The organism is Salinivibrio sp. PR5 (assembly GCF_001996085.1).
GTDB classification, from domain to species: domain Bacteria; phylum Pseudomonadota; class Gammaproteobacteria; order Enterobacterales; family Vibrionaceae; genus Salinivibrio; species Salinivibrio proteolyticus.
Genome location: NZ_MUFK01000001.1, coordinates 42,460 through 61,423, shown reverse-complemented (window position 1 = coordinate 61,423; position 18,964 = coordinate 42,460). Strand labels below are relative to the sequence as shown.

Annotated in this window: 14 protein-coding genes and 1 riboswitch; of the genes, 10 read left to right on the top strand and 4 right to left on the bottom strand. The window is 52.2% G+C overall.

Annotated features, from left to right (window positions below):
* Positions 1-4 precede the first annotated feature (4 nt).
* The 3 genes from BZG82_RS00265 to BZG82_RS00255 all read right to left on the bottom strand — a co-directional run bounded on the left by BZG82_RS00265 (position 5) and on the right by BZG82_RS00255 (position 3,616).
* A complete protein-coding gene (locus BZG82_RS00265) occupies positions 5-1,795 on the bottom strand; it encodes an AMP-dependent synthetase/ligase (protein WP_077764923.1) in 1,791 nt (596 codons plus the stop codon).
* A gap of 157 nt (positions 1,796-1,952) precedes the next feature.
* Positions 1,953-3,080, bottom strand: coding sequence for an MJ1255/VC2487 family glycosyltransferase (locus tag BZG82_RS00260; protein WP_077764922.1), 1,128 nt, complete (start codon positions 3,078-3,080; stop codon positions 1,953-1,955).
* Positions 3,077-3,616, bottom strand: a complete 540-nt coding sequence (locus BZG82_RS00255; RefSeq protein ID WP_077765002.1) for a phosphatase PAP2 family protein — start codon at positions 3,614-3,616, stop codon at positions 3,077-3,079. Before BZG82_RS00255 ends, BZG82_RS00260 begins: the two co-directional genes overlap by 4 nt.
* 521 nt (positions 3,617-4,137) lie before the next feature.
* On the opposite strand from BZG82_RS00255, the gene leuA reads away from it, so the two are divergent.
* The 9 genes from leuA to BZG82_RS00210 all read left to right on the top strand — a co-directional run bounded on the left by leuA (position 4,138) and on the right by BZG82_RS00210 (position 14,307).
* Positions 4,138-5,700: a 2-isopropylmalate synthase gene (leuA, locus tag BZG82_RS00250; RefSeq protein WP_077662781.1), complete on the top strand. Its 1,563-nt coding sequence runs from the start codon at positions 4,138-4,140 to the stop codon at positions 5,698-5,700.
* Between the two features lie 2 nt (positions 5,701-5,702).
* Positions 5,703-6,797 carry a 3-isopropylmalate dehydrogenase gene (gene leuB, locus BZG82_RS00245; RefSeq protein WP_077764921.1) on the top strand — a complete coding sequence of 365 codons (1,095 nt, stop codon included), beginning with the start codon at positions 5,703-5,705 and terminating at the stop codon, positions 6,795-6,797.
* 21 nt (positions 6,798-6,818) lie between these two features.
* Positions 6,819-8,240, top strand: a complete 1,422-nt coding sequence (leuC, locus tag BZG82_RS00240) for a 3-isopropylmalate dehydratase large subunit (RefSeq protein ID WP_077764920.1) — start codon at positions 6,819-6,821, stop codon at positions 8,238-8,240.
* 9 nt (positions 8,241-8,249) lie between these two features.
* Positions 8,250-8,852, top strand: a complete 603-nt coding sequence (leuD, locus tag BZG82_RS00235; protein ID WP_069590982.1) for a 3-isopropylmalate dehydratase small subunit — start codon at positions 8,250-8,252, stop codon at positions 8,850-8,852.
* 119 nt (positions 8,853-8,971) lie between these two features.
* Complete coding sequence (locus tag BZG82_RS00230) at positions 8,972-9,763, top strand: DUF547 domain-containing protein (RefSeq protein ID WP_077764919.1); 792 nt, start codon at positions 8,972-8,974, stop codon at positions 9,761-9,763.
* A 38-nt stretch (positions 9,764-9,801) separates the two neighbouring features.
* A riboswitch (TPP riboswitch) is annotated at positions 9,802-9,903 on the top strand.
* A 52-nt stretch (positions 9,904-9,955) separates the two neighbouring features.
* Positions 9,956-10,942: a thiamine ABC transporter substrate binding subunit gene (gene thiB / locus BZG82_RS00225; RefSeq protein WP_077765001.1), complete on the top strand. Its 987-nt coding sequence runs from the start codon at positions 9,956-9,958 to the stop codon at positions 10,940-10,942.
* Positions 10,943-10,947: 5 nt separating this feature from the next.
* A complete protein-coding gene (thiP, locus tag BZG82_RS00220) occupies positions 10,948-12,537 on the top strand; it encodes a thiamine/thiamine pyrophosphate ABC transporter permease (protein ID WP_077764918.1) in 1,590 nt (529 codons plus the stop codon).
* Positions 12,531-13,235 (top strand): thiamine ABC transporter ATP-binding protein, encoded by a 705-nt coding sequence (gene thiQ, locus BZG82_RS00215; RefSeq protein WP_077764917.1) that lies wholly within the window; start codon positions 12,531-12,533, stop codon positions 13,233-13,235. Before thiP ends, thiQ begins: the two co-directional genes overlap by 7 nt.
* A gap of 67 nt (positions 13,236-13,302) precedes the next feature.
* Positions 13,303-14,307, top strand: coding sequence for a GGDEF domain-containing protein (locus tag BZG82_RS00210; protein WP_077764916.1), 1,005 nt, complete (start codon positions 13,303-13,305; stop codon positions 14,305-14,307).
* 36 nt (positions 14,308-14,343) lie between these two features.
* Here the strand turns inward: BZG82_RS00210 and BZG82_RS00205 are convergent, their stop codons facing one another.
* Positions 14,344-15,717, bottom strand: coding sequence for a PhoH family protein (locus BZG82_RS00205; RefSeq protein ID WP_077481301.1), 1,374 nt, complete (start codon positions 15,715-15,717; stop codon positions 14,344-14,346).
* Between the two features lie 311 nt (positions 15,718-16,028).
* Between BZG82_RS00205 and rapA the strand changes: the two genes are divergently transcribed.
* Positions 16,029-18,938, top strand: a complete 2,910-nt coding sequence (rapA, locus tag BZG82_RS00200; RefSeq protein ID WP_077764915.1) for an RNA polymerase-associated protein RapA — start codon at positions 16,029-16,031, stop codon at positions 18,936-18,938.
* Positions 18,939-18,964 lie beyond the last annotated feature (26 nt).

Here is an 18,964-nt window from a genome sequence, read left to right as displayed (position 1 = left end):
CACATCATTGACGCTGGTACATCGCCTCAATGTGATGTTGGTAACGTGAAAGGATCACTTTACGGCGCAGCTTCATGGTCGGCGTGAGCTCGCCACTGTGCATGCAAAAGCCCTGCGGTAATAAAGTGAAGCGTTTGACTTGCTCAAATTTGGCCAACTCGTGTTGCAAGCTCTGCAAGCGCTTTTCAAACAAGGCCACCACATCGGAGTGTTTCAGCAGCTCTTTGCGATTTTGATATTCGATATTGGCCGCCCGCGCCCACTCTTCCAAGGCATCAAAGCAAGGCACAATCAAGGCCGATACAAAGTGACGCGCCTCGGCCACCACCGCAATCTGATCAATAAAATGATCGCGCACCAAAGCGCCTTCTACCCGCTGTGGCGCAATGTATTTGCCACCAGAGGTTTTCATCAGCTCTTTGATTCGGTCGGTGATAAAGACGTTGCCCTTGGCATCGAGATACCCCGCATCGCCGGTTTTCAAAAAACCATCCTCGGTAAAGGTGGCAGCGGTCGCATCGGGCTGATTAAAGTAACCTCGCATCACCATTGGCCCGCGGACTTGAATTTCATCCTCCGCACCAATTCGCACCTCCGCCCCTGGCATCGGATAACCAATCGAGTGAGGGTCAAAGCGCGTATCGTCCCAACAAGAAACCGTGGCGGTGGTTTCGGTCATGCCATAACCGAGCTTGACGTTAATACCTATGGCATGGAAAAACGCGCCAATGTCAGGGTCAAGACGCGCTCCACCGCATGGCATCAAGCGCATCTTGCCACCCAATAGCGCACGCAGCTTACTCAGTACCAGCTTGTCGGCCAACGCTACTTGCCATTGCTGACGTCGCGACGGTGATTGACCTGCGCGTAACTGACTGGCATGACGCTCGCCTTGGCGCAGCGCCCAACGGAATAAATGCGGTTTAACACCGGTGGCCCGACTGAGTTTATCGTGAATAGCACCATGAATTTTTTCATAAAAACGCGGTACCGCACACATCACCGTCGGTTTAATCTCCGCCAATGCATCACGTACCTGAAGCGGGTTTGAAAGATAACAGTTCACCGCCCCGCGGTGCAGGACGTAATAGCTCCATGCACGCTCGAACACATGAGAAAGCGGCAAAAAGGCCAAAGACACATCATCGGGTCTTAATGCCAAGACTTGGTCATGTACCTCCAGCTGCGCCGCAACATTGGCATAATCCAGCATCACCCCTTTCGGATCGCCCGTGGTGCCGGAGGTGTAAATCAAGGTAATCAAATCATCCATGCATCGCGCATCAATGCGCGCGTCTAATTCGGCTTGATAGCTGCGATCGTCTTGCAATAACCAACTGGCCCAGTCCCACACTTTGGGATGTGCGGGTGCCTGTGTTTCTTGGTTGAGGGCGATTACTCCTTTGACATTGGGACAGTGTTCAAGGGCAGCAACCGCGCTCTCCAGTTGTTCGTCACCGGCGAAGATCCATTGCACGTCCGCATCATTGATAATGTGTGCCGCTTGCTGATCAGTACTGGTTGCGTAAATCGGCACCGGCACGGCACGAATTTGCAACGCGGCATAGTCCAACATCGCCCATTTTTCACTGTTCGGCGCAAAGATAGCGACGGTTTGCTGAACCTGACAACCAGCTTTGAGTAAACAGCGTGATAGCTGATCAATGCGCTCGCCCAGTTGGCGCCAGCTGATACTCGCCCACTGTGACTGTTGCTGAAAACGGATAGCTTCGCGTTCACCTTGGGCAGTAATTTGCTCGCGGATGCGCGTGACGATATGGTTTTGGGTGTTCACTGTGTCTCTCTTGGTTTGCCGTTTGGCGAACACATGTACGCTCAATAATGGCAGCGAGTTTACCGAGCGCACCACCAAACTCAAGAGAAATTGAGTGAATGCTCTAGCGAAAATGTAAAAACGTGATTCAACAGACCAGACCGCCGTTATTGGGCGGTCAGCGCATCAAGCGGTTTAACAGTAAGGGATGCTGACGTCGACGTGGATGCGGGCGGCTAATATCCAGCAAATACTCTTCAACTGCTTCTGGAAAACGAACCTGTGACCAAAGCTGGTGAAATAAACTTTGCGTTTGGTCGAGCTCACCTTTGACCAACCACTCCGCTAGCGCTCTTGCGACATCAGGGTAACGGATATCGCCACTGGCCGGGGCTTTCAACCAATCTCTCACCGCGCGAGCGTCTAAGTGTGTCATGGCGTGCGCCAACCCTAATTGTGCCAGCGTTGCCACATTACTCAGCTGCTCAAACTGTCCTGCCAAGGGTTTTAGCAACAACTTTTTCCCCATGGTTAATGCTTCAGAAGGCAGTTCAAAGCCACCATTCGCGATCACACCTTGGCAAGCCTTTAGCGCAGTATGAAAGCTGGCTTTCCCAAGTGGCATAAAGCGAATATTCTCTCGCCGATAGCCTTGCTTCACATCTGGATGAAAACAAACAAAACCTTGGTTAAAGCGCAGTAACAGCGCCGTCACTGCATCGAGTGACTCAAAAGGAAGATAGACCAAGACATCCTCTGATTGACTCGCCTTTAGTGAAAGGGTGTCATCACTGCCGATATCAATGATGGGAGGCAAAATCGGCTGATTAAAGTGATACCAATGAAGCCCTATGGCATGATCCGTCGGCGCAAAATAACGCATAATCAGCCGGTTTATCAGTCCTTCTCCCTGTTTAGGGACCGCATAGGCAAAGGCAGCTTGATGGCTAATCGCCACGGAGGGAACACCTTGCTGACGTGCCGCCCAAGCCGTGATAGGCTCAAAATCGGATACCACTTTGTCGTAGCCGGTAACATCGAGCGCGCGAATATCGCGATAAAGTTGCCGAACGTGATGCTTTTTCGCCGTCTCAAGCAGCGCAATTTTACCGTCGCGACTGATAAAACTCATGCCGGTAAACGTGCGATAGTCACCAAACGGCGCCATATCAAAATAGCGCTCTGAAGGTCGTCCAGAAAAGACAAAATCCACACTCACGTCATACGCTTTTAGGGCCCTTGCCATCGCCCTTGCTCGTGAAATATGGCCGTTACCGGTTCCTTGCACACCGTATAAAAGCTTCATGTACTTGTCGCCATCCAGTAAAGATCGTCGGTGATGTTTTGTGCCAACGCAGTACAGAGAAGTCCTAACGCCGCGCCGACCAGAATATCGCTAACAAAATGGACCCCCAGCAATACGCGGGACAGCCCAATCAACCCCGCCCAAATAAAGGCCACTGCCGCCAAGGGGGGATAAAAGGTACTAATCAGTGAAGCCATTAAAAAAGCGGCCGCCGTGTGGCCAGAAGGCATGCTGTATAAATCTGAGGGCGTGATAAAAGCGGGCAGCTGTGAAGGCCGTGCGCGGCGGAAGCTCCGTTTAAGAACCCAATAGATGGGCAATTCAATCGCAAAGGCGACGATTCCAGTGCACAACAACCATAAGCCAAATGCACCGTCGAGCCACCATGCGGCCAAGCCAATTCCTGCATATAACGGCCCATCACCAGAGTGTGATATCACCCGCGCTACTTTGGCTGTCGCTGCACTAAATCGATGAGAAAGGCACAGGTACGACACCGTGTGGTCAAAACGTTGAATCGCTGTAAAGCTTCTCATCATGCCCCCGCTTTCGGTTAGCTGATGGTCAAACTCTAGACAGCGGGTATGACAACGGGGTGACGTTACGAGGTCATATTGATGAAGATAACACTCCCTACAGTTTGTTATCCTAACACAGAGAAAGTGCTATCTAACTGTATACCTTCCCCGCAACCAACAGCCGTTTATTTCGAATTACACACTTAAAACCAGTGTAATAAACTGGTTTTAAGCGGGTTAACTAAGCAGATCCATTTTTTTATTTTTTTGTGATTGACGCTTTCCCCGCCGCTCTGTTATTTCTGTAACCAGCAAACACATTGAATGGATAGTTCATGACACTGATTACACTACGCCTCATCCTCCTCCTTATCGTGACTCGGTCGCGCGGGTAGGTATTGGGCAGCAATCAGTGAATGCCAAATGTCAAAAACCCGCGCCAGACGCGGGTTTTTTTGTATCTAACGCCGTCAAAATAAAACACAGTGCCCATTAAAAGAGCCATGAAGGCGGCGAGCAAACACAACAGGGAGTCACCCATGAGCGACAACAGTCAGGTCATCATCTTTGATACCACTTTGCGCGATGGTGAGCAGGCCTTATCCGCCAGCTTAACCGTAAAAGAGAAGTTGCAGATCGCCCAAGCCTTAGACCGACTGGGCGTCGACATTATTGAAGCCGGTTTTCCAGTCTCCTCACCGGGCGATTTTGAATCGGTGCGCACCATCGCTGAGCATATGCAACATGCGCGCGTTTGTGCCTTATCTCGCGCCGTTCCTAAAGACATTGATGTTGCCGCTGAGTCCCTCAAAGCCGCCGACGCTTTYCGTATCCACACCTTTTTATCCACCTCAACCATTCATGTAAAAGATAAGCTTCGCCGCAGCTACGATGACGTGGTCGAGATGGGGGTACGCGCCGTCAAGCACGCGCGCCAATACACGGACGATGTGGAGTTTTCCTGCGAAGATGCTGGGCGCACCCCGATTGATAACCTGTGCCGTATGGTCGAAGCGGCAATTGATGCCGGTGCGACCACCGTCAATATCCCCGATACCGTCGGCTACACAGTTCCCAGTGAATTCGGCAATATCATTGCGACCTTGTTTAATCGCGTACCCAATATCGACAAAGCGGTCATTTCTGTTCACTGCCATGATGACTTGGGGATGTCGGTCGCTAACTCCATTGCTGCCATACAAGCCGGCGCTCGCCAAGTGGAAGGCACGATCAATGGCATCGGCGAGCGCGCCGGTAACTGTGCGCTGGAAGAAATTGCGATGATTTTAAAAACCCGCGCCGACTTATTAGGTGTGGAAACCAAGTTGAACCACACCGAAATCGCCCGTACCAGTAAGCTGGTTAGCCAACTTTGCAACATGCCAATCCAGCCCAACAAGGCCGTGGTCGGTACCAATGCCTTTAGCCACTCTTCTGGCATTCACCAAGACGGCATGCTGAAAAACAAAAATACCTACGAAATCATGACGCCAGAGTCGATAGGGTTGGGCAAAAAAGCGCTGAATTTGACCAGCCGCTCCGGCCGCGCCGCGGTGAAAAGCCACATGGAAAACCTTGGCTATACCGAGCAAGACTACGATTTAGACACCTTGTATCAGTCATTCTTGCAGCTGGCAGATCGTAAAGGTCAGGTGTTCGATTACGACTTAGAAGCCTTGATGTTCTTCAACAACCTCAAAGAAGAGGACGACTTTTATAAGCTCAACTATCTAGGCGTGCAATCGGGCAGCCTAATGGCGACCACCAGCATCAAGTTGCAATGTGGCGACGAAGAGAAACGCGAGGCGGCGATTGGTAACGGCCCCGTCGATGCCCTTTATCAGTGCATCTACCGCATTACTGGCTACGACATTGAACTGGATAAATTCGATCTGACCGCCAAAGGAGAAGGGGAAGATGGCCTCGGCCAAGCCGACATTATTGCCAACTACAAGGGCCGTAAATATCACGGCACCGGGGTCTCAACCGACATTATCGAAGCCTCCGGTGAGGCGCTATTGCACGTGATCAATGCCATCTATCGCGCGGATAAAATTGCGCAGATTAAGGAACAATCCCACTTAAAACAGGAGACAGTATAACCATGGCTAACGCACACCAGATTGCAATTTTAGCCGGCGACGGTATCGGCCCCGAAGTCATGGCGCAAGCCGAAAAAGTGCTTGATGCGGTTAGCGAGCGATTCGCTGTCACCTTTGAGCGTCACCACTACCCTGTAGGCGGTGCCGCCATTGATGCCCACGGCTCCCCTTTGCCAGCACACACCTTGGCCGGCTGTGAAAAAGCGGATGCGATTTTATTTGGCTCAGTCGGCGGCCCCAAGTGGGAGCATTTACCGCCAACCGAACAACCGGAGCGCGGTGCCTTACTGCCGCTACGCAAGCACTTTGGTCTGTTTTGTAATTTGCGTCCGGCACAAATCCATACCGGTCTCGAAGGCTTTTGCCCACTGCGCGCCGACATTGCCGACAAAGGCTTTAACATCGTGGTGGTGCGAGAGCTGACCGGCGGGATTTATTTTGGTGAGCCCAAAGGACGTGAAGGTGAAGGCCGCGAGGAAAAAGCGTTTGATACGGAAGTCTATCATCGCTATGAAATTGAGCGTATTGCCCGTATTGCCTTTCAATCGGCCCAGCTTCGCAACAAACACGTGTGCTCAATCGATAAAGCCAACGTGCTGCAAAGCTCAATGCTATGGCGTGAGGTGGTGGAAGAGGTGGCCAAGGACTATCCGGATGTCCGCTTAAGCCATATGTATATCGACAACGCCACCATGCAGCTGATTAAAGACCCGTCGCAATTTGATGTGATGCTGTGCTCGAACATTTTCGGCGACATCATCTCCGATGAGTGCGCCATGATCACCGGCTCTATGGGCATGCTGCCATCTGCGAGCTTGAACGCGAGTAAATTTGGTTTGTATGAACCCGCCGGCGGCTCTGCCCCCGATATCGCGGGTAAGAATATCGCCAACCCAGTGGCGCAAATTCTCTCCGCCGCGCTAATGTTGCGCTACTCGTTAGGCGAAGAAGACGCGGCCTGTGCGATTGAGCATGCAGTCAGCCAAGCACTGGCGGCCGGTGAGTTGACCGCGGATCTCGCCGGTAACCGCCCCGCATTGAGTACTGAACAAATGGGCGATCGTATCGCCGCCTATATCCGCCAAGGCGCAGAATAATTACCCGTAAGGATACGAGCTATGTCGAATGCAAACACCCAGCAAGGCGCTAAGACCTTGTATGAAAAAATCTATCAAGCCCATGTGGTCACCGAGCAGCCAGGCGAAGCGCCGTTGCTGTATATCGACCGTCATTTAGTGCACGAAGTGACCTCACCACAAGCCTTTGATGGCCTGCGGGAAAAAGGGCGCCCAGTGCGCCAAGTGAGCAAAACCTTCGCCACCATGGATCACAATGTCTCCACCGAAACCAAAGACATTAACGCGTCAGGGGAAATGGCGCGTATCCAAATGGAAACCTTGGCCAAAAACTGCGAAGAGTTCGGAGTGACCCTGTACGACTTAAATCATCCTTACCAAGGCATTGTGCATGTGATGGGCCCCGAGCTTGGTATTACCCTGCCCGGCACCACCATCGTCTGTGGTGATTCGCACACCGCAACCCACGGCGCTTTTGGTGCACTGGCCTTTGGCATTGGTACCTCAGAAGTCGAACACGTACTGGCCACTCAAACGCTTAAGCAATCCCGCGCCCGCACGATGAAAATTGAAGTCACGGGCAAAACTGCCCCCGGGATCACCGCCAAAGATATTGTCCTTGCGATTATCGGTAAAGTTGGCCACGCAGGTGGCACTGGGCATGTGGTGGAGTTTTGCGGGGACGCAATCACCGACTTGTCGATGGAAGGGCGAATGACGGTGTGCAACATGGCCATCGAATTAGGCGCAAAAGCTGGCCTGATCGCGCCAGATGACACCACCTTTGCCTACCTAAAAGACAAAAAATTTGCCCCTAAAGGCGAGCAATGGCAGCAAGCCGTTGCGTATTGGCAAACCTTGCACTCAGATGCCGATGCGCACTTTGATCGTGTGGTCACCCTCGATGGCAGTCAAATCCATCATCAAGTCACATGGGGCACCAACCCCGGCCAAGTGGTCAGTGTGCATGATACCGTGCCTGTCCCAGAGAGCATGACCGACCCGATAGAGCGCCACTCGGCTGAGCGAGCCTTAAAGTATATGGGGCTGACGGCAGGCCAAGCCATTACAGATATCCGCATCGATAAAGTCTTTATTGGCTCTTGCACCAACTCACGGATTGAAGACATGCGCGCAGCCGCCGCGGTCGCCAAAGGACGACGCGTGGCAGAGGGTGTACATGCCATGGTAGTGCCGGGCTCCGAGCAAGTGCGCGCCCAAGCAGAGCAAGAAGGGCTGGATGTAATCTTCCGCGAAGCGGGCTTTGAATGGCGCTTACCCGGCTGCTCGATGTGTTTGGCAATGAACAACGATCGCTTAGGCCCTAAAGAGCGCTGTGCGTCCACCAGCAACCGCAACTTTGAAGGGCGTCAAGGCCGTGAAGGCCGCACCCACTTGGTCAGCCCAGCCATGGCCGCCGCCGCGGCGATTGCGGGCCATTTTGTCGACGTTAACCAATTATAAGGAGGCCTTATGTCAGGCATACACACTCATACCGGCATTGTTGCCCCATTAGATGCGGCGAACGTCGATACCGATGCGATTATCCCTAAACAGTTTTTGCAAAAAGTCACCCGTACAGGCTTTGGTCAGCATCTATTTCACGATTGGCGCTTTTTAGACGATGCGGGTAAACAGCCGAACCCCGAGTTTGTGCTCAATCAAGCGCGCTACCAAGGGGCGAGCGTGTTACTCACCCGCGAAAACTTTGGCTGTGGCTCGTCACGCGAACATGCTCCTTGGGCGCTGGATGATTACGGTTTTAAAGTGATTATCGCCCCCAGTTTTGCCGATATTTTCTATGGCAACTGCATTAATAACCAAATGGTGCCAGTGACCCTTGAAGAAGGCCAAATCGATGCTCTATTTACGTATGTGGCCGAAAATGAAGGCGCGACGGTAACGCTAGATTTGCCCGCCCAAACCATCCGTGCCGGTGAACACTGCTTTAGCTTCCAGATGGATGATTTTCGCCGTCATTGCTTGTTGGAAGGATTAGATAGCATTGGCCTCACGCTTCAGCACGACGCTGAGATCTCGCGCTTTGAGCAAAACATTCCCGCCTTTTTGGCATAACACAATGCTTTAACCACTAAAACGCTGCTTGAGCAGCGTTTTTTTATGGCTATGAAAGCAAACATGGCGCAAGCTGGTCTAGGATATAAACAAGATACGCTCGCGATTGAGGAAGCGGTATGCGAACACGGATCACGCTCATTTTTTGGTTACTCGTTGCTTTTCCAGCCTTGGCCGCCCCGAAAGCCGATTATTGGGCAATGTGGGATGCGCACAACCCCGCCAGCCAAGCCACGTTTACCCATCACAGCTGGCAAGTATTACTCGATAAGTATTTACAGCCTCAAGGACAGCACACCTTATTTAACTACGCAGCCGTCACCGAGGCCGATAAAGCGACTCTCGATCATTACATTAGCATGCTCACCGCGCGCGACCCGCGCACCTTGACCAAAGACGAACAATACGCGTACTGGGTTAATCTCTACAATTCAGTCACCGTAAAGCTAATTTTGGATGCGTATCCAGTCCGTTCGATCACCAAACTCGGTGGCCTGTTTAGCTTTGGACCTTGGGATGATGAGGTGGTCACGGTGGCAGGAGAGCCGCTTACCTTGAATGATATTGAGCACCGCATTCTGCGCCCGCTCTGGCAAGATCCGCGTACCCACTATGCGGTCAATTGTGCCAGCCTTGGCTGTCCGAACCTACAGCCACAAGCCTTTCAAGCCGACACCTTAGAGACACAATTAGAACAAGCCGCCTATACCTTTATTAACAGTGATAAAGGCGTGAGTCAGCAAGGCGGTCAGTGGCAGCTTTCTTCTATCTATGAGTGGTTTGAGGCCGATTTTGGCGGCAGTGAACAAGGAGTAATCACCCATATCAATCAATACCGCGATATCAAACTTCCCGAGGATGCACGCTTAGACTATGACTACGACTGGGCGCTTAACCGAACCGCTGACTAAAAGGCTTGGTTAACCCTAAGCCAATCAGTACAATGGCTTCGTACTCATTGGGGAGCCTCTTGGCTGAGATTGCGCACCGCGCTAAACCCATCGAACCTGATCCAGCTAACACTGGCGTAGGGATTGAGACTTGATGATGTCATCAACCAGCCTCAACACCCACGCCCAACTTAGGAGCGTGCTGTGAAAGTCATTACGTCTGTTTTAACCGTACTTTCTTTGTCTCTGTTATCGCTTGGCGCCCGCGCCGCCGACCCGCTGACTGTCTATACCTACGACTCGTTTATCACCGATTGGGGCGCAGGGCCAAAAATTAAAGCCGCCTTCGAGAAACGCTGTAATTGTAAGGTCGAGTTTGTGTCCCTTGAAGACGGCGCAGCCTTGCTAAACCGCATGCGGATTGAAGGCAGTAACACCAGCGCCGATATCGTGTTGGGTATGGACACCAATTTAATGAAAGAAGCGGAGCGGAGCGGCATTGTCGCCGAGCACGCGGTGAATACGGAGCGCCTACAGGTACCCGGCGGTTGGGATAATCCCTACTTTATCCCCTACGATTACGGCTACTTTGCCTTCGTGTACGACACCACGCGCCTGCTCGATCCGCCCAAGAGCTTGAAAGCCTTGATTGAAGATCGTGATGACATCAGTGTGATTTACCAAGATCCCCGTGTCTCCACCGTTGGCCAAGGCTTAATGCTTTGGATCCAGAAAGTCTACGGCGATAAAAGCCAGCAAGCATGGCGTGATCTCGCGGATAACACCATTACCGTGACCAAAGGCTGGACCGAAGCGTACAACATGTTCCTGAACAAGGAAGCGGACATGGTGCTCTCTTACACCACATCACCGGCTTACCATTTGGTTGCCGATGATGATGACCGCTTTGCCGCCGCGACGTTTGAAGAGGGCCACTATATGCAGATTGAAGTGGCCGCAAAATCAGCCTACACCGACCAGCCAGAACTGGCCGATGCGTTTTTGCAGTTTATGCTCAGCGATGAAGCGCAGTCGATCATTCCCCTTACGCAATGGATGTACCCTGTTACTGATATCACGTTACCGGATGCCTTCTATACCTTGAGTAAGCCCAAAAAAAGCTTGATTTATCAACCCGATGAAGTGATGGGCAACCGTCAACAATGGGTGCGTGACTGGCAAACGGCGTTGGTTGAATAATCGTCATGCTCAACCCTTCACGCACTTGGCCGGGCAGTCTCGCGGCCAGTCTCGTCGTGCTTTTAATTGGCAGCGCTCTTTGGGCGCTGTTCTCTCACAGCCAAGATCTTAACCTTCAGGCACTATGGCAAGATGCCTACCTTCGTCACGTCACCGTATTTAGCTTCAAGCAAGCCATTTTATCAGTGATCCTCAGTGTGGGATTGGCGATTCCTGTTGCCCACGCCCTGTCGCGTCGCGAGTTTGCGGGTAAGCGTTGGTTGTTGAAACTGTTTGCCATGACCTTAGTGCTGCCTGTGCTGATTGGGGTATTTGGCTTGGTAGCCATTTTTGGTCGCAGCGGATTGCTCGCCGACACCCTACAACATTTTGATCTTTCTATGCCATTTTCCATTTATGGATTGAGCGGCATTTTGCTGGCACACGTGTTTTTCAACTTACCATTTTCCGCCCAGATCATGGTGCAAGCACTCGAGGGGATCCCCGCCGATCAACGCCGCTTAGCGACGCAATTGGGCTTAGGTGGCTGGCAGCGTTTTCGTCACCTTGAATGGCCTTATCTTCGCCAAAGTTTGCCCCATATCGTCGGGCTGGTGTTTATGCTCTGCTTTACCAGTTTTGCCACCGTCATGGCGCTTGGCGGCGGCCCCAAAGCCACCACCATAGAGTTGGCCATTTACCAAGCCATTCGTTTTGACTTTGACTTGCAAACCGGCGCGGCATTAGCGCTGTGGCAGATGATGCTGTGCGGCACCATTGCGTTTGTAGTGCAAACATTCACACGCGCGGTGCCGAATACACCCAGTGAAGTATTACCATTGCCGCATGCCCTCGATAGCCGAGCGGCGAAATGCTGGGATCTGCTCTGGATAACCTTGGTCTTGCTTCTCGTATTGCCGCCACTGGGTGTAGTGCTGTATCGCGGGCTCAACCCGAGTGCGCTCACTGTCCTTGCCGATACAGCGTTATGGCAAGCCACCATGCACTCATTGTGGGTGGCCACCGGCGCGAGCGCCATTGCATTTGTGTTGGCAATTGCGGTGATCTTAGCCAGCCGTCACTGGCGGTTTCATGGTCAAAAAAGGCGAGCCGATGGTATTGAGACGCTGGGAGCCATGATTCTAGTCGTGCCCAGTATCGTATTAAGTACAGGACTGTTTTTGCTGTTTCGCCAATTTAGCGATGTCTTTAGCCTCGCCTTGTGGTTGGTGATGGGAGTCAATGCCCTGATGGCGTTACCGTATTTGATTAAGGTGCTCAGTGCCCCCGCCTATCAAGTGGCGCAATCTTATCATGCACTCTGTGCCACCTTAGGCGTGCGCGGGGTTACCCGCTTGCGCTTAATTGAATGGCAGTGCTTACGCCGCCCAATAGCACGTGGCCTCGCGGTCAGTTTTGTCCTCTCGATGGGCGATCTCAGCGCCATCTCTTTATTTGGCAGCCAACACTTTCAAACGCTGCCTTTGTATCTATTTCGTCTGATGGGCAGTTATCAAATGGATGCGGGCGCCGCGGCGGCCATGCTGTTATTAGCGACCAGTTTAGGCAGCTACGCTCTGATCATCCGCCTCGTCCAATGGAGACACGCATGCTAACCCTTTCCAATATCACGTATCGCTACCAGCAAGCGTGGATGCACTTCGACGCCCACATTGCGCCGGGAGAGATTGTTGCTGTACTCGGCCCAAGCGGCGCAGGGAAAAGCACTTTACTCTCTCTGATTGCAGGATTAATTGCTCCTGATAGTGGCGAGATTTTGATTGCAGGTAAGCCAGTCACTACCGCGCCGGCTCACCAGCGCCCACTCTCCATCCTGTTTCAAGAGCATAATGTCTTCACCCACTTATCGGTGTTTGACAACATGGCGATTGGACTTTCGCCTTCACTTAAGCTCAGTCACGCACAAAAAGAGAGCGTGAGAAACGCCGCGGATGCGGTGGGGCTAACACCTTATTTAGATCGTTTGCCCGGCGCATTGTCCGGCGGGCAGCGCCAGCGGATTGCACTTGGACGAAGCATTGCGCGTCAACAGCCTCTGTTGTTACTTGATGAGCCTTTTTCAGCCCTTGATCCTGCGTTGAAAAAAGACATGTTAGCCTTAGTGAAACGGACCGCCCACGCGCAAGGTACAACCGTTTTAATGGTGACCCATCACCCCGACGATGCGAAAGCCATTGCCTCACGTTTTCTTTACGTCGATGAGGGCCAGATTGCCTTGTCTCGCCCCGTCGCTGACCTGAATGCGCCCCCACCGGCGATGCATCGTTATATGGGCATGATGGAATCCCCCTAATAGATGGCGCCTCCTCGTTTGGCTTCTATACTGACAACAGGAATAGACCCTTTTAAGGAGGCGCTTTGTGCCCGCCAGTAGCATTCAGATACTTGACTCCATCGTCGATTTCACGGCCAAAACTGAAGTTGATGCGATTACCAAGAGCCTACTGACGTCGATCCTTGAGCTAACGCCTGTCAGTGAAGTGGTGTTACTCGATTACTGTTCTGGACTCAATCCCCCTTTTACGGTGCTGGGTACCAATGACAACAGCGCCTTTCAGCAAGAAAATATCGAACAAGTGGATGCGCTGCTGGAAGACTGCCTCGAGAGCCAAAAGGTCACCATGCATCAGGCGCACGATCACACCTTGGTTGCCGTCCCTATCTATTACGAAAAAGACGAAGACATTCGCGGTGTCTTATGTGGCCGCGCCGAGCAATTAAACGAGGAACAGCTTGCTCTGGTGTCTGGCCTCATTCACATCTATGAGAACTATCAACAAATCATTATGGCCAGCGAGCGAGACAGCTTTACCGGTCTATTCAATCGCAAGGTGCTGACCAAAAAGTTGGACCTGATTAGTGATCGCTTAGCGCAAGCGCCCGCGGCGATGGACAGCGACTTGGATCAGGCGAGTTATCCTTGGATTTGTATTTTTGATGTCGACCATTTCAAGCAAATTAATGATAACTTTGGCCATGTCTTTGGCGATGAAGTCATTTTGTTGCTCGCGTCTTTAATGCGACAAACCTTTTCTGTCGAAGACACCCTGTTTCGCTACGGCGGGGATGAATTTGTGGTGTTACTTCACCCTTGCACACGCGCTATGGCTGAGCAAAAAGCCAATACCTTTATTGCCAATGTCAACGCACGCGACTTTGGCGCAGCGGAAACCGTGACCATTTCCATGGGCGCAACGCGTATCGATAAAGCGCATCAAAGCACCAGTACCTTATTGGGTAATGCGGATCAGGCGCTTTATCACGCCAAGCAAAACGGTCGCAATCAAGTGGCTTTCTACGAAGGATTGCTGGAAAACGGCATCATCAAAACCTTTGTTGCCGCCGACGATGTCGAGCTGTTTTAACGCAAGGAAAACACGGCGGCTGAGCCGCCGGTTCGGTTAAAGGTTTTCTTCGGCAAACTCGGCAAGACGGCTGCGTACTACCCCATTGAGGTATACGCACGCACTGCCCTCGAAATTTTTAAATCGCTCGACAATGTAAGTCAGCCCAGAGGTAACCGGTGTGAGGTAGGGGGAGTCGATTTGCGCTAAGTTGCCTGAGCAAACCAGTTTAGTCCCTTCACCACAGCGGGTGATAATGGTCTTCAGTTGCGAGGCAGTCAGGTTCTGGCACTCATCCAAGATCACAAACGCGTTTTGAATCGAGCGACCACGCATAAAGTTAATCGACTTAAACTGTAAGTTGGCTTTCTCCATGATGTAACGCATCGAGCCATCCGTGCATTCATCATTCATGTGCAGCGCTTCTAACGTATCGGTCACCGCTCCCAGCCAAGGCAGCATTTTTTCCTCTTCCGTACCCGGCAAATAACCGATCGATTCACCAATATCCGGGGTGTTGCGGGTGACGATGATCTTGTCATACATTCCCTTTTCCACCACCTGTTCTAGCGCGGCGGCCATCGCCAGAATGGTTTTCCCGCACCCTGCCGGTCCGGTCAAAATGGTTAAATCAATGGTCGGGTCCAGCAACGCGTCCATCGCCATGCCTTGGTAGATATTTTTCGGCTTCACATCCCAAGCACTGCGGTGCATGAGTCGCTCGCGACTAAGGTCTTTAATAATCGCTTTTTCACCATTGATGGCTTGAATGCGTGCCGCGAAATCATCGCTTTCATCCAACAGGTACTGGTTAACGAACGGTGTTTCCAGTAATTCAGACGGTAAAGTGTGGAGGGTATCTGAACCATACGCTTGGCTATCACATTCCCCGACTTTGTCCCAAAAACTGCCCTCAAAGGTATGAAACCCTTTGGTCAGCAATCGCACATCGTCAATCAATTGATCCGTGCGATAGTCTTCCACATACATCACTCCCGCGCCTTTAGCGCGCAGTCGCATATTAATATCTTTGGTCACCAATACGACTTTACGTGGTGAGCGTTTGGTTTGTAGATATAGCACCGCATTTAAAATTCGGTTATCGCCAGCCTTGTCAGCAAAGGCGTGTACCGTTTCTTTAATTTCAAAGTCGGCCAGTATCGATACGGTTCCCGTCGCATCGCCTTTGCCAACAGCAATGCCCTCGCCGATTTCATCGGGAGTCGCTTCTTTAAAGATATCTTCCAACGCTCGAATCGCGACACGCGCATCTCGTGAGACATCACGCTTGCTGTCTTTGATGCGGTCAAGCTCTTCGAGGACGGTCATGGGGATCACAACATCGTGTTCTTGGAAGGAGTAAATAGCGAAGGGTTCGTGGAGGAGAATATTGGTATCCAATACAAACAGCTTCCGGTCGGCGTCGCCCATAGGCACCTCCTGTGTCGGCAGTTCACTGTCGGTGACAGCGCTTAAGTTAAGCGTAGACCTGGCATTGGGAATTCCCAATCTATTTCGCTGCGCCACGTCACGCTTTTATCTTTGCCGCGTGATAATGACGTTTGTGTGTCAGCGTGACCTTTGCGGGGATTCGTTGAGTTTCATCGTGACGCTCCTCACAAGTTCGAGTACTATTGGCGGCCAATTTTTTCAGTGCCACACTGAATAGCACAGTATTTAAACGGCGCCGCTGTCGCGGGGCTGCGTCTTCGACAATCGAGTTAATTCAGAGGTTTTCCCCTATGTCATTTGCGCTTGGACAACGTTGGATCAGTGATACGGAGCATGATCTAGGACTGGGCACCGTGGTGTCTGTTGACGGCCGTACCGTGACCCTAATGTTTCCTGCTAGTGATGAAACACGGCTGTATGCCAGCCACGATGCACCCGTTACCCGAGTGATGTTCAACCCAGGCGATGAGGTGGAAAGCCATGAAGGCTGGACTATGACAGTCTCGCGTGTTGAGGAAAACGACGGGGTATTAACCTATATAGGTATACGCAATGATACCGGCGAAGACGAGGTGTCACTGCGCGAAATCTTGCTCAGTCACCAAATTCGTTTTAACAAACCGCAAGACAAGCTGTTTGCTGGCCAACTTGATCGCATGGATCGCTTTGCCCTACGTTATCGCGCCCTGACCAACCAACACCAACAACTCCGTAGCCCGCTGCGGGGGTTAACCGGCATGCGTGCTGGTCTGATCCCTCATCAGCTTTACATTGCTCACGAAGTCGGTCGCCGTCATGCGCCACGCGTACTGCTTGCCGATGAAGTGGGCTTGGGTAAAACCATTGAAGCGGGCATGATTATCCACCAGCAGGTGCTGGCAGGTCGCGCTGAGCGGGTCCTGATTGTGGTGCCCGAAACTTTACAGCATCAGTGGCTGGTCGAAATGATGCGCCGCTTTAATCTGCACTTCTCGATTTTTGACGAAGAGCGCTGTGTGGAGGCCCTAGCGGATGCCTACAACCCCTTTGATACCCAACAGTTGGTCCTGTGTTCGCTGGAGTTTTTGCGTAAAAATCGCCGTCGTGTCGAACAAGTCTGTGAGACCCACTGGGATCTGCTAGTGGTCGATGAGGCGCATCACCTCTCATGGGCACCAGACGCCCCTAGCCGCGAATACCAAATCATTGAGAGCATCGCCGAGCATACACCGGGCGTGTTGCTACTTACCGCTACACCGGAGCAACTTGGCCAACAAAGCCACTTTGCCCGTTTGCGTCTGCTCGACCCCGATCGCTTCTACGATTACGACGCCTTTGTGGAAGAGGCAGCGCAATACGCGCCAGTGGCGGAAGCGGTTGAAGCTTTGCTTGCCGATGCGCCCCTGAGTGATGCGGCACAACATAGCATCCGCACCTTGCTCCAAAGCGACGATTTGGAGCAGCGCTTGGCCCTCATCCACAGTGATGATGAGTCGACTCAGCGCGACGCTCGCCAACAGTTAATTGACGATCTCATGGACCGCCACGGTACCGGTCGTGTTCTCTTCCGTAATACTCGTGCAGCAATCAGCGGCTTTCCAACCAGAAAGCTGCACATGCATGCACTTACTTTACCTAAACAGTATCAAACGGCCATGCGCGTTGCCGAGATGATGGGCGGCCGTCTCGCAGGGGAGCAAAAGGCGGTACAAAACCTCTACCCTGAAGATATTTATCAACAGTTTGAAGGCGACAGTGCCAGCTGGTGGGGCTTTGATCCACGCATCGATTGGTTGCTCGATTACCTGAAAACGCACCGTAATGACAAAGTCCTTATCATTTGTTCACGGGCGCAAACCGCCTTGACCTTAGAGCAGGCGCTGCGTGAGCGCGAAGGGATCCGTGGCACTGTGTTCCACGAAGGCATGTCGATTGTTGAGCGAGACAAAGCCGCAGCTTACTTTGCCCAAGAGGAAGGGGGTGCGCAGGTGTTGATCTGCTCGGAGATCGGCTCAGAAGGCCGGAACTTCCAGTTTGCGCATCAGTTGGTGATGTTCGACTTACCCATGAACCCAGACCTTTTGGAGCAGCGTATTGGTCGTCTTGACCGTATCGGCCAGCAACAAGATATTGCCATTCATGTCCCCTATCTTGAAGGCACCGCGCAAACCATTTTGGCGCGCTGGTATCACGAAGGCCTCGACGCGTTTGAAGATACCTGCCCAACCGGCCGTGCGGTGTTCGAGCAATACGGCGAGACCTTACTGACCCTGTTGGCCGCAAACCAACAAGACGACGCCCTCAGTACGCTGATCGAAGACAGCGCTGCCATGAACCAGCGTCTCAAAGCAGAAATGGAGCAAGGTCGCGATAAACTGTTAGAAATGCATTCACATGGTGGGGACGCAGCGAAACAGTTAGCACAAACGATTGCCGACCAAGATGGCGATACTGGCTTGGTCACCTTTACCTTGGGGCTGTTTGATACCATCGGCGTCAACCAAGATGACAAAGGGGAAAATGCGCTGGTAGTCACGCCATCAGAACATATGATGGTTCCGAGTTATCCGGGCCTCCCCACCGATGGCTGCACCATCACCTTTGATCGCGATACGGCGCTCAGTCGCGAAGACGTCCAATTTGTCTCGTGGGAGCACCCTATCGTGCGTGGCGGTATCGACTTGCTGCTGAGCGAAAACATCGGCACCACCGCGATCTCTTTGCTCAAAAACAAAGCGCTGCCGGTGGGCACCTTGTTCCTCGAGCTTATCTATGTGGTGGATGCCCAAGCGCCAAAATCAAGCGGGATTCATCGCTTCTTACCGCAAACGCCAGTACGTGTCTTGCTGGATGCGAATGGCAACGATTTATCCGCCAATGTGGAGTTTGAAGGTTTCCATCGCCAGTTAAGCCCCGTCAATCGCCATTTGGGCAGCAAAATGGTTAACTCGGTACAAAGCCAAGTTCACCGCTTGATTGAAAAAAGTGAGCCTTTAGCTGAAAAAGCACTGGGGGAGATTCAAACCCGTGCCCACCAAGAAATGGAAAGCGAGCTGACCCAAGCTTTGGCGCGTTTAGAGGCACTCAAAACCGTCAACCCCAATATCCGTGATGATGAGTTGGATGCCCTACGCGAGCAAATCAGCACCCTTTCACATCACATTCAACACGCGCAGATTGAATTAGACGCCTTGCGTCTAATTGTGGTCAGTCATCAATAATTTAGCGTTAGGCGGGGCCAGCCGGC

Bases quoted from the DNA above. Each gene is read 5' to 3' on its own strand.
- BZG82_RS00260 (WP_077764922.1), bottom strand. From the start codon at position 3,080: ATGAAGCTTTTATACGGTGTGCAAGGAACCGGTAACGGCCATATTTCA.
- BZG82_RS00255 (WP_077765002.1), bottom strand. From the start codon at position 3,616: ATGAGAAGCTTTACAGCGATTCAACGTTTTGACCACACGGTGTCGTAC.
- leuB (WP_077764921.1), top strand. From the start codon at position 5,703: ATGGCTAACGCACACCAGATTGCAATTTTAGCCGGCGACGGTATCGGC.
- leuC (WP_077764920.1), top strand. From the start codon at position 6,819: ATGTCGAATGCAAACACCCAGCAAGGCGCTAAGACCTTGTATGAAAAA.
- leuD (WP_069590982.1), top strand. From the start codon at position 8,250: ATGTCAGGCATACACACTCATACCGGCATTGTTGCCCCATTAGATGCG.
- BZG82_RS00230 (WP_077764919.1), top strand. From the start codon at position 8,972: ATGCGAACACGGATCACGCTCATTTTTTGGTTACTCGTTGCTTTTCCA.
- thiP (WP_077764918.1), top strand. From the start codon at position 10,948: ATGCTCAACCCTTCACGCACTTGGCCGGGCAGTCTCGCGGCCAGTCTC.
- thiQ (WP_077764917.1), top strand. From the start codon at position 12,531: ATGCTAACCCTTTCCAATATCACGTATCGCTACCAGCAAGCGTGGATG.
- BZG82_RS00205 (WP_077481301.1), bottom strand. From the start codon at position 15,717: ATGGGCGACGCCGACCGGAAGCTGTTTGTATTGGATACCAATATTCTC.
- rapA (WP_077764915.1), top strand. From the start codon at position 16,029: ATGTCATTTGCGCTTGGACAACGTTGGATCAGTGATACGGAGCATGAT.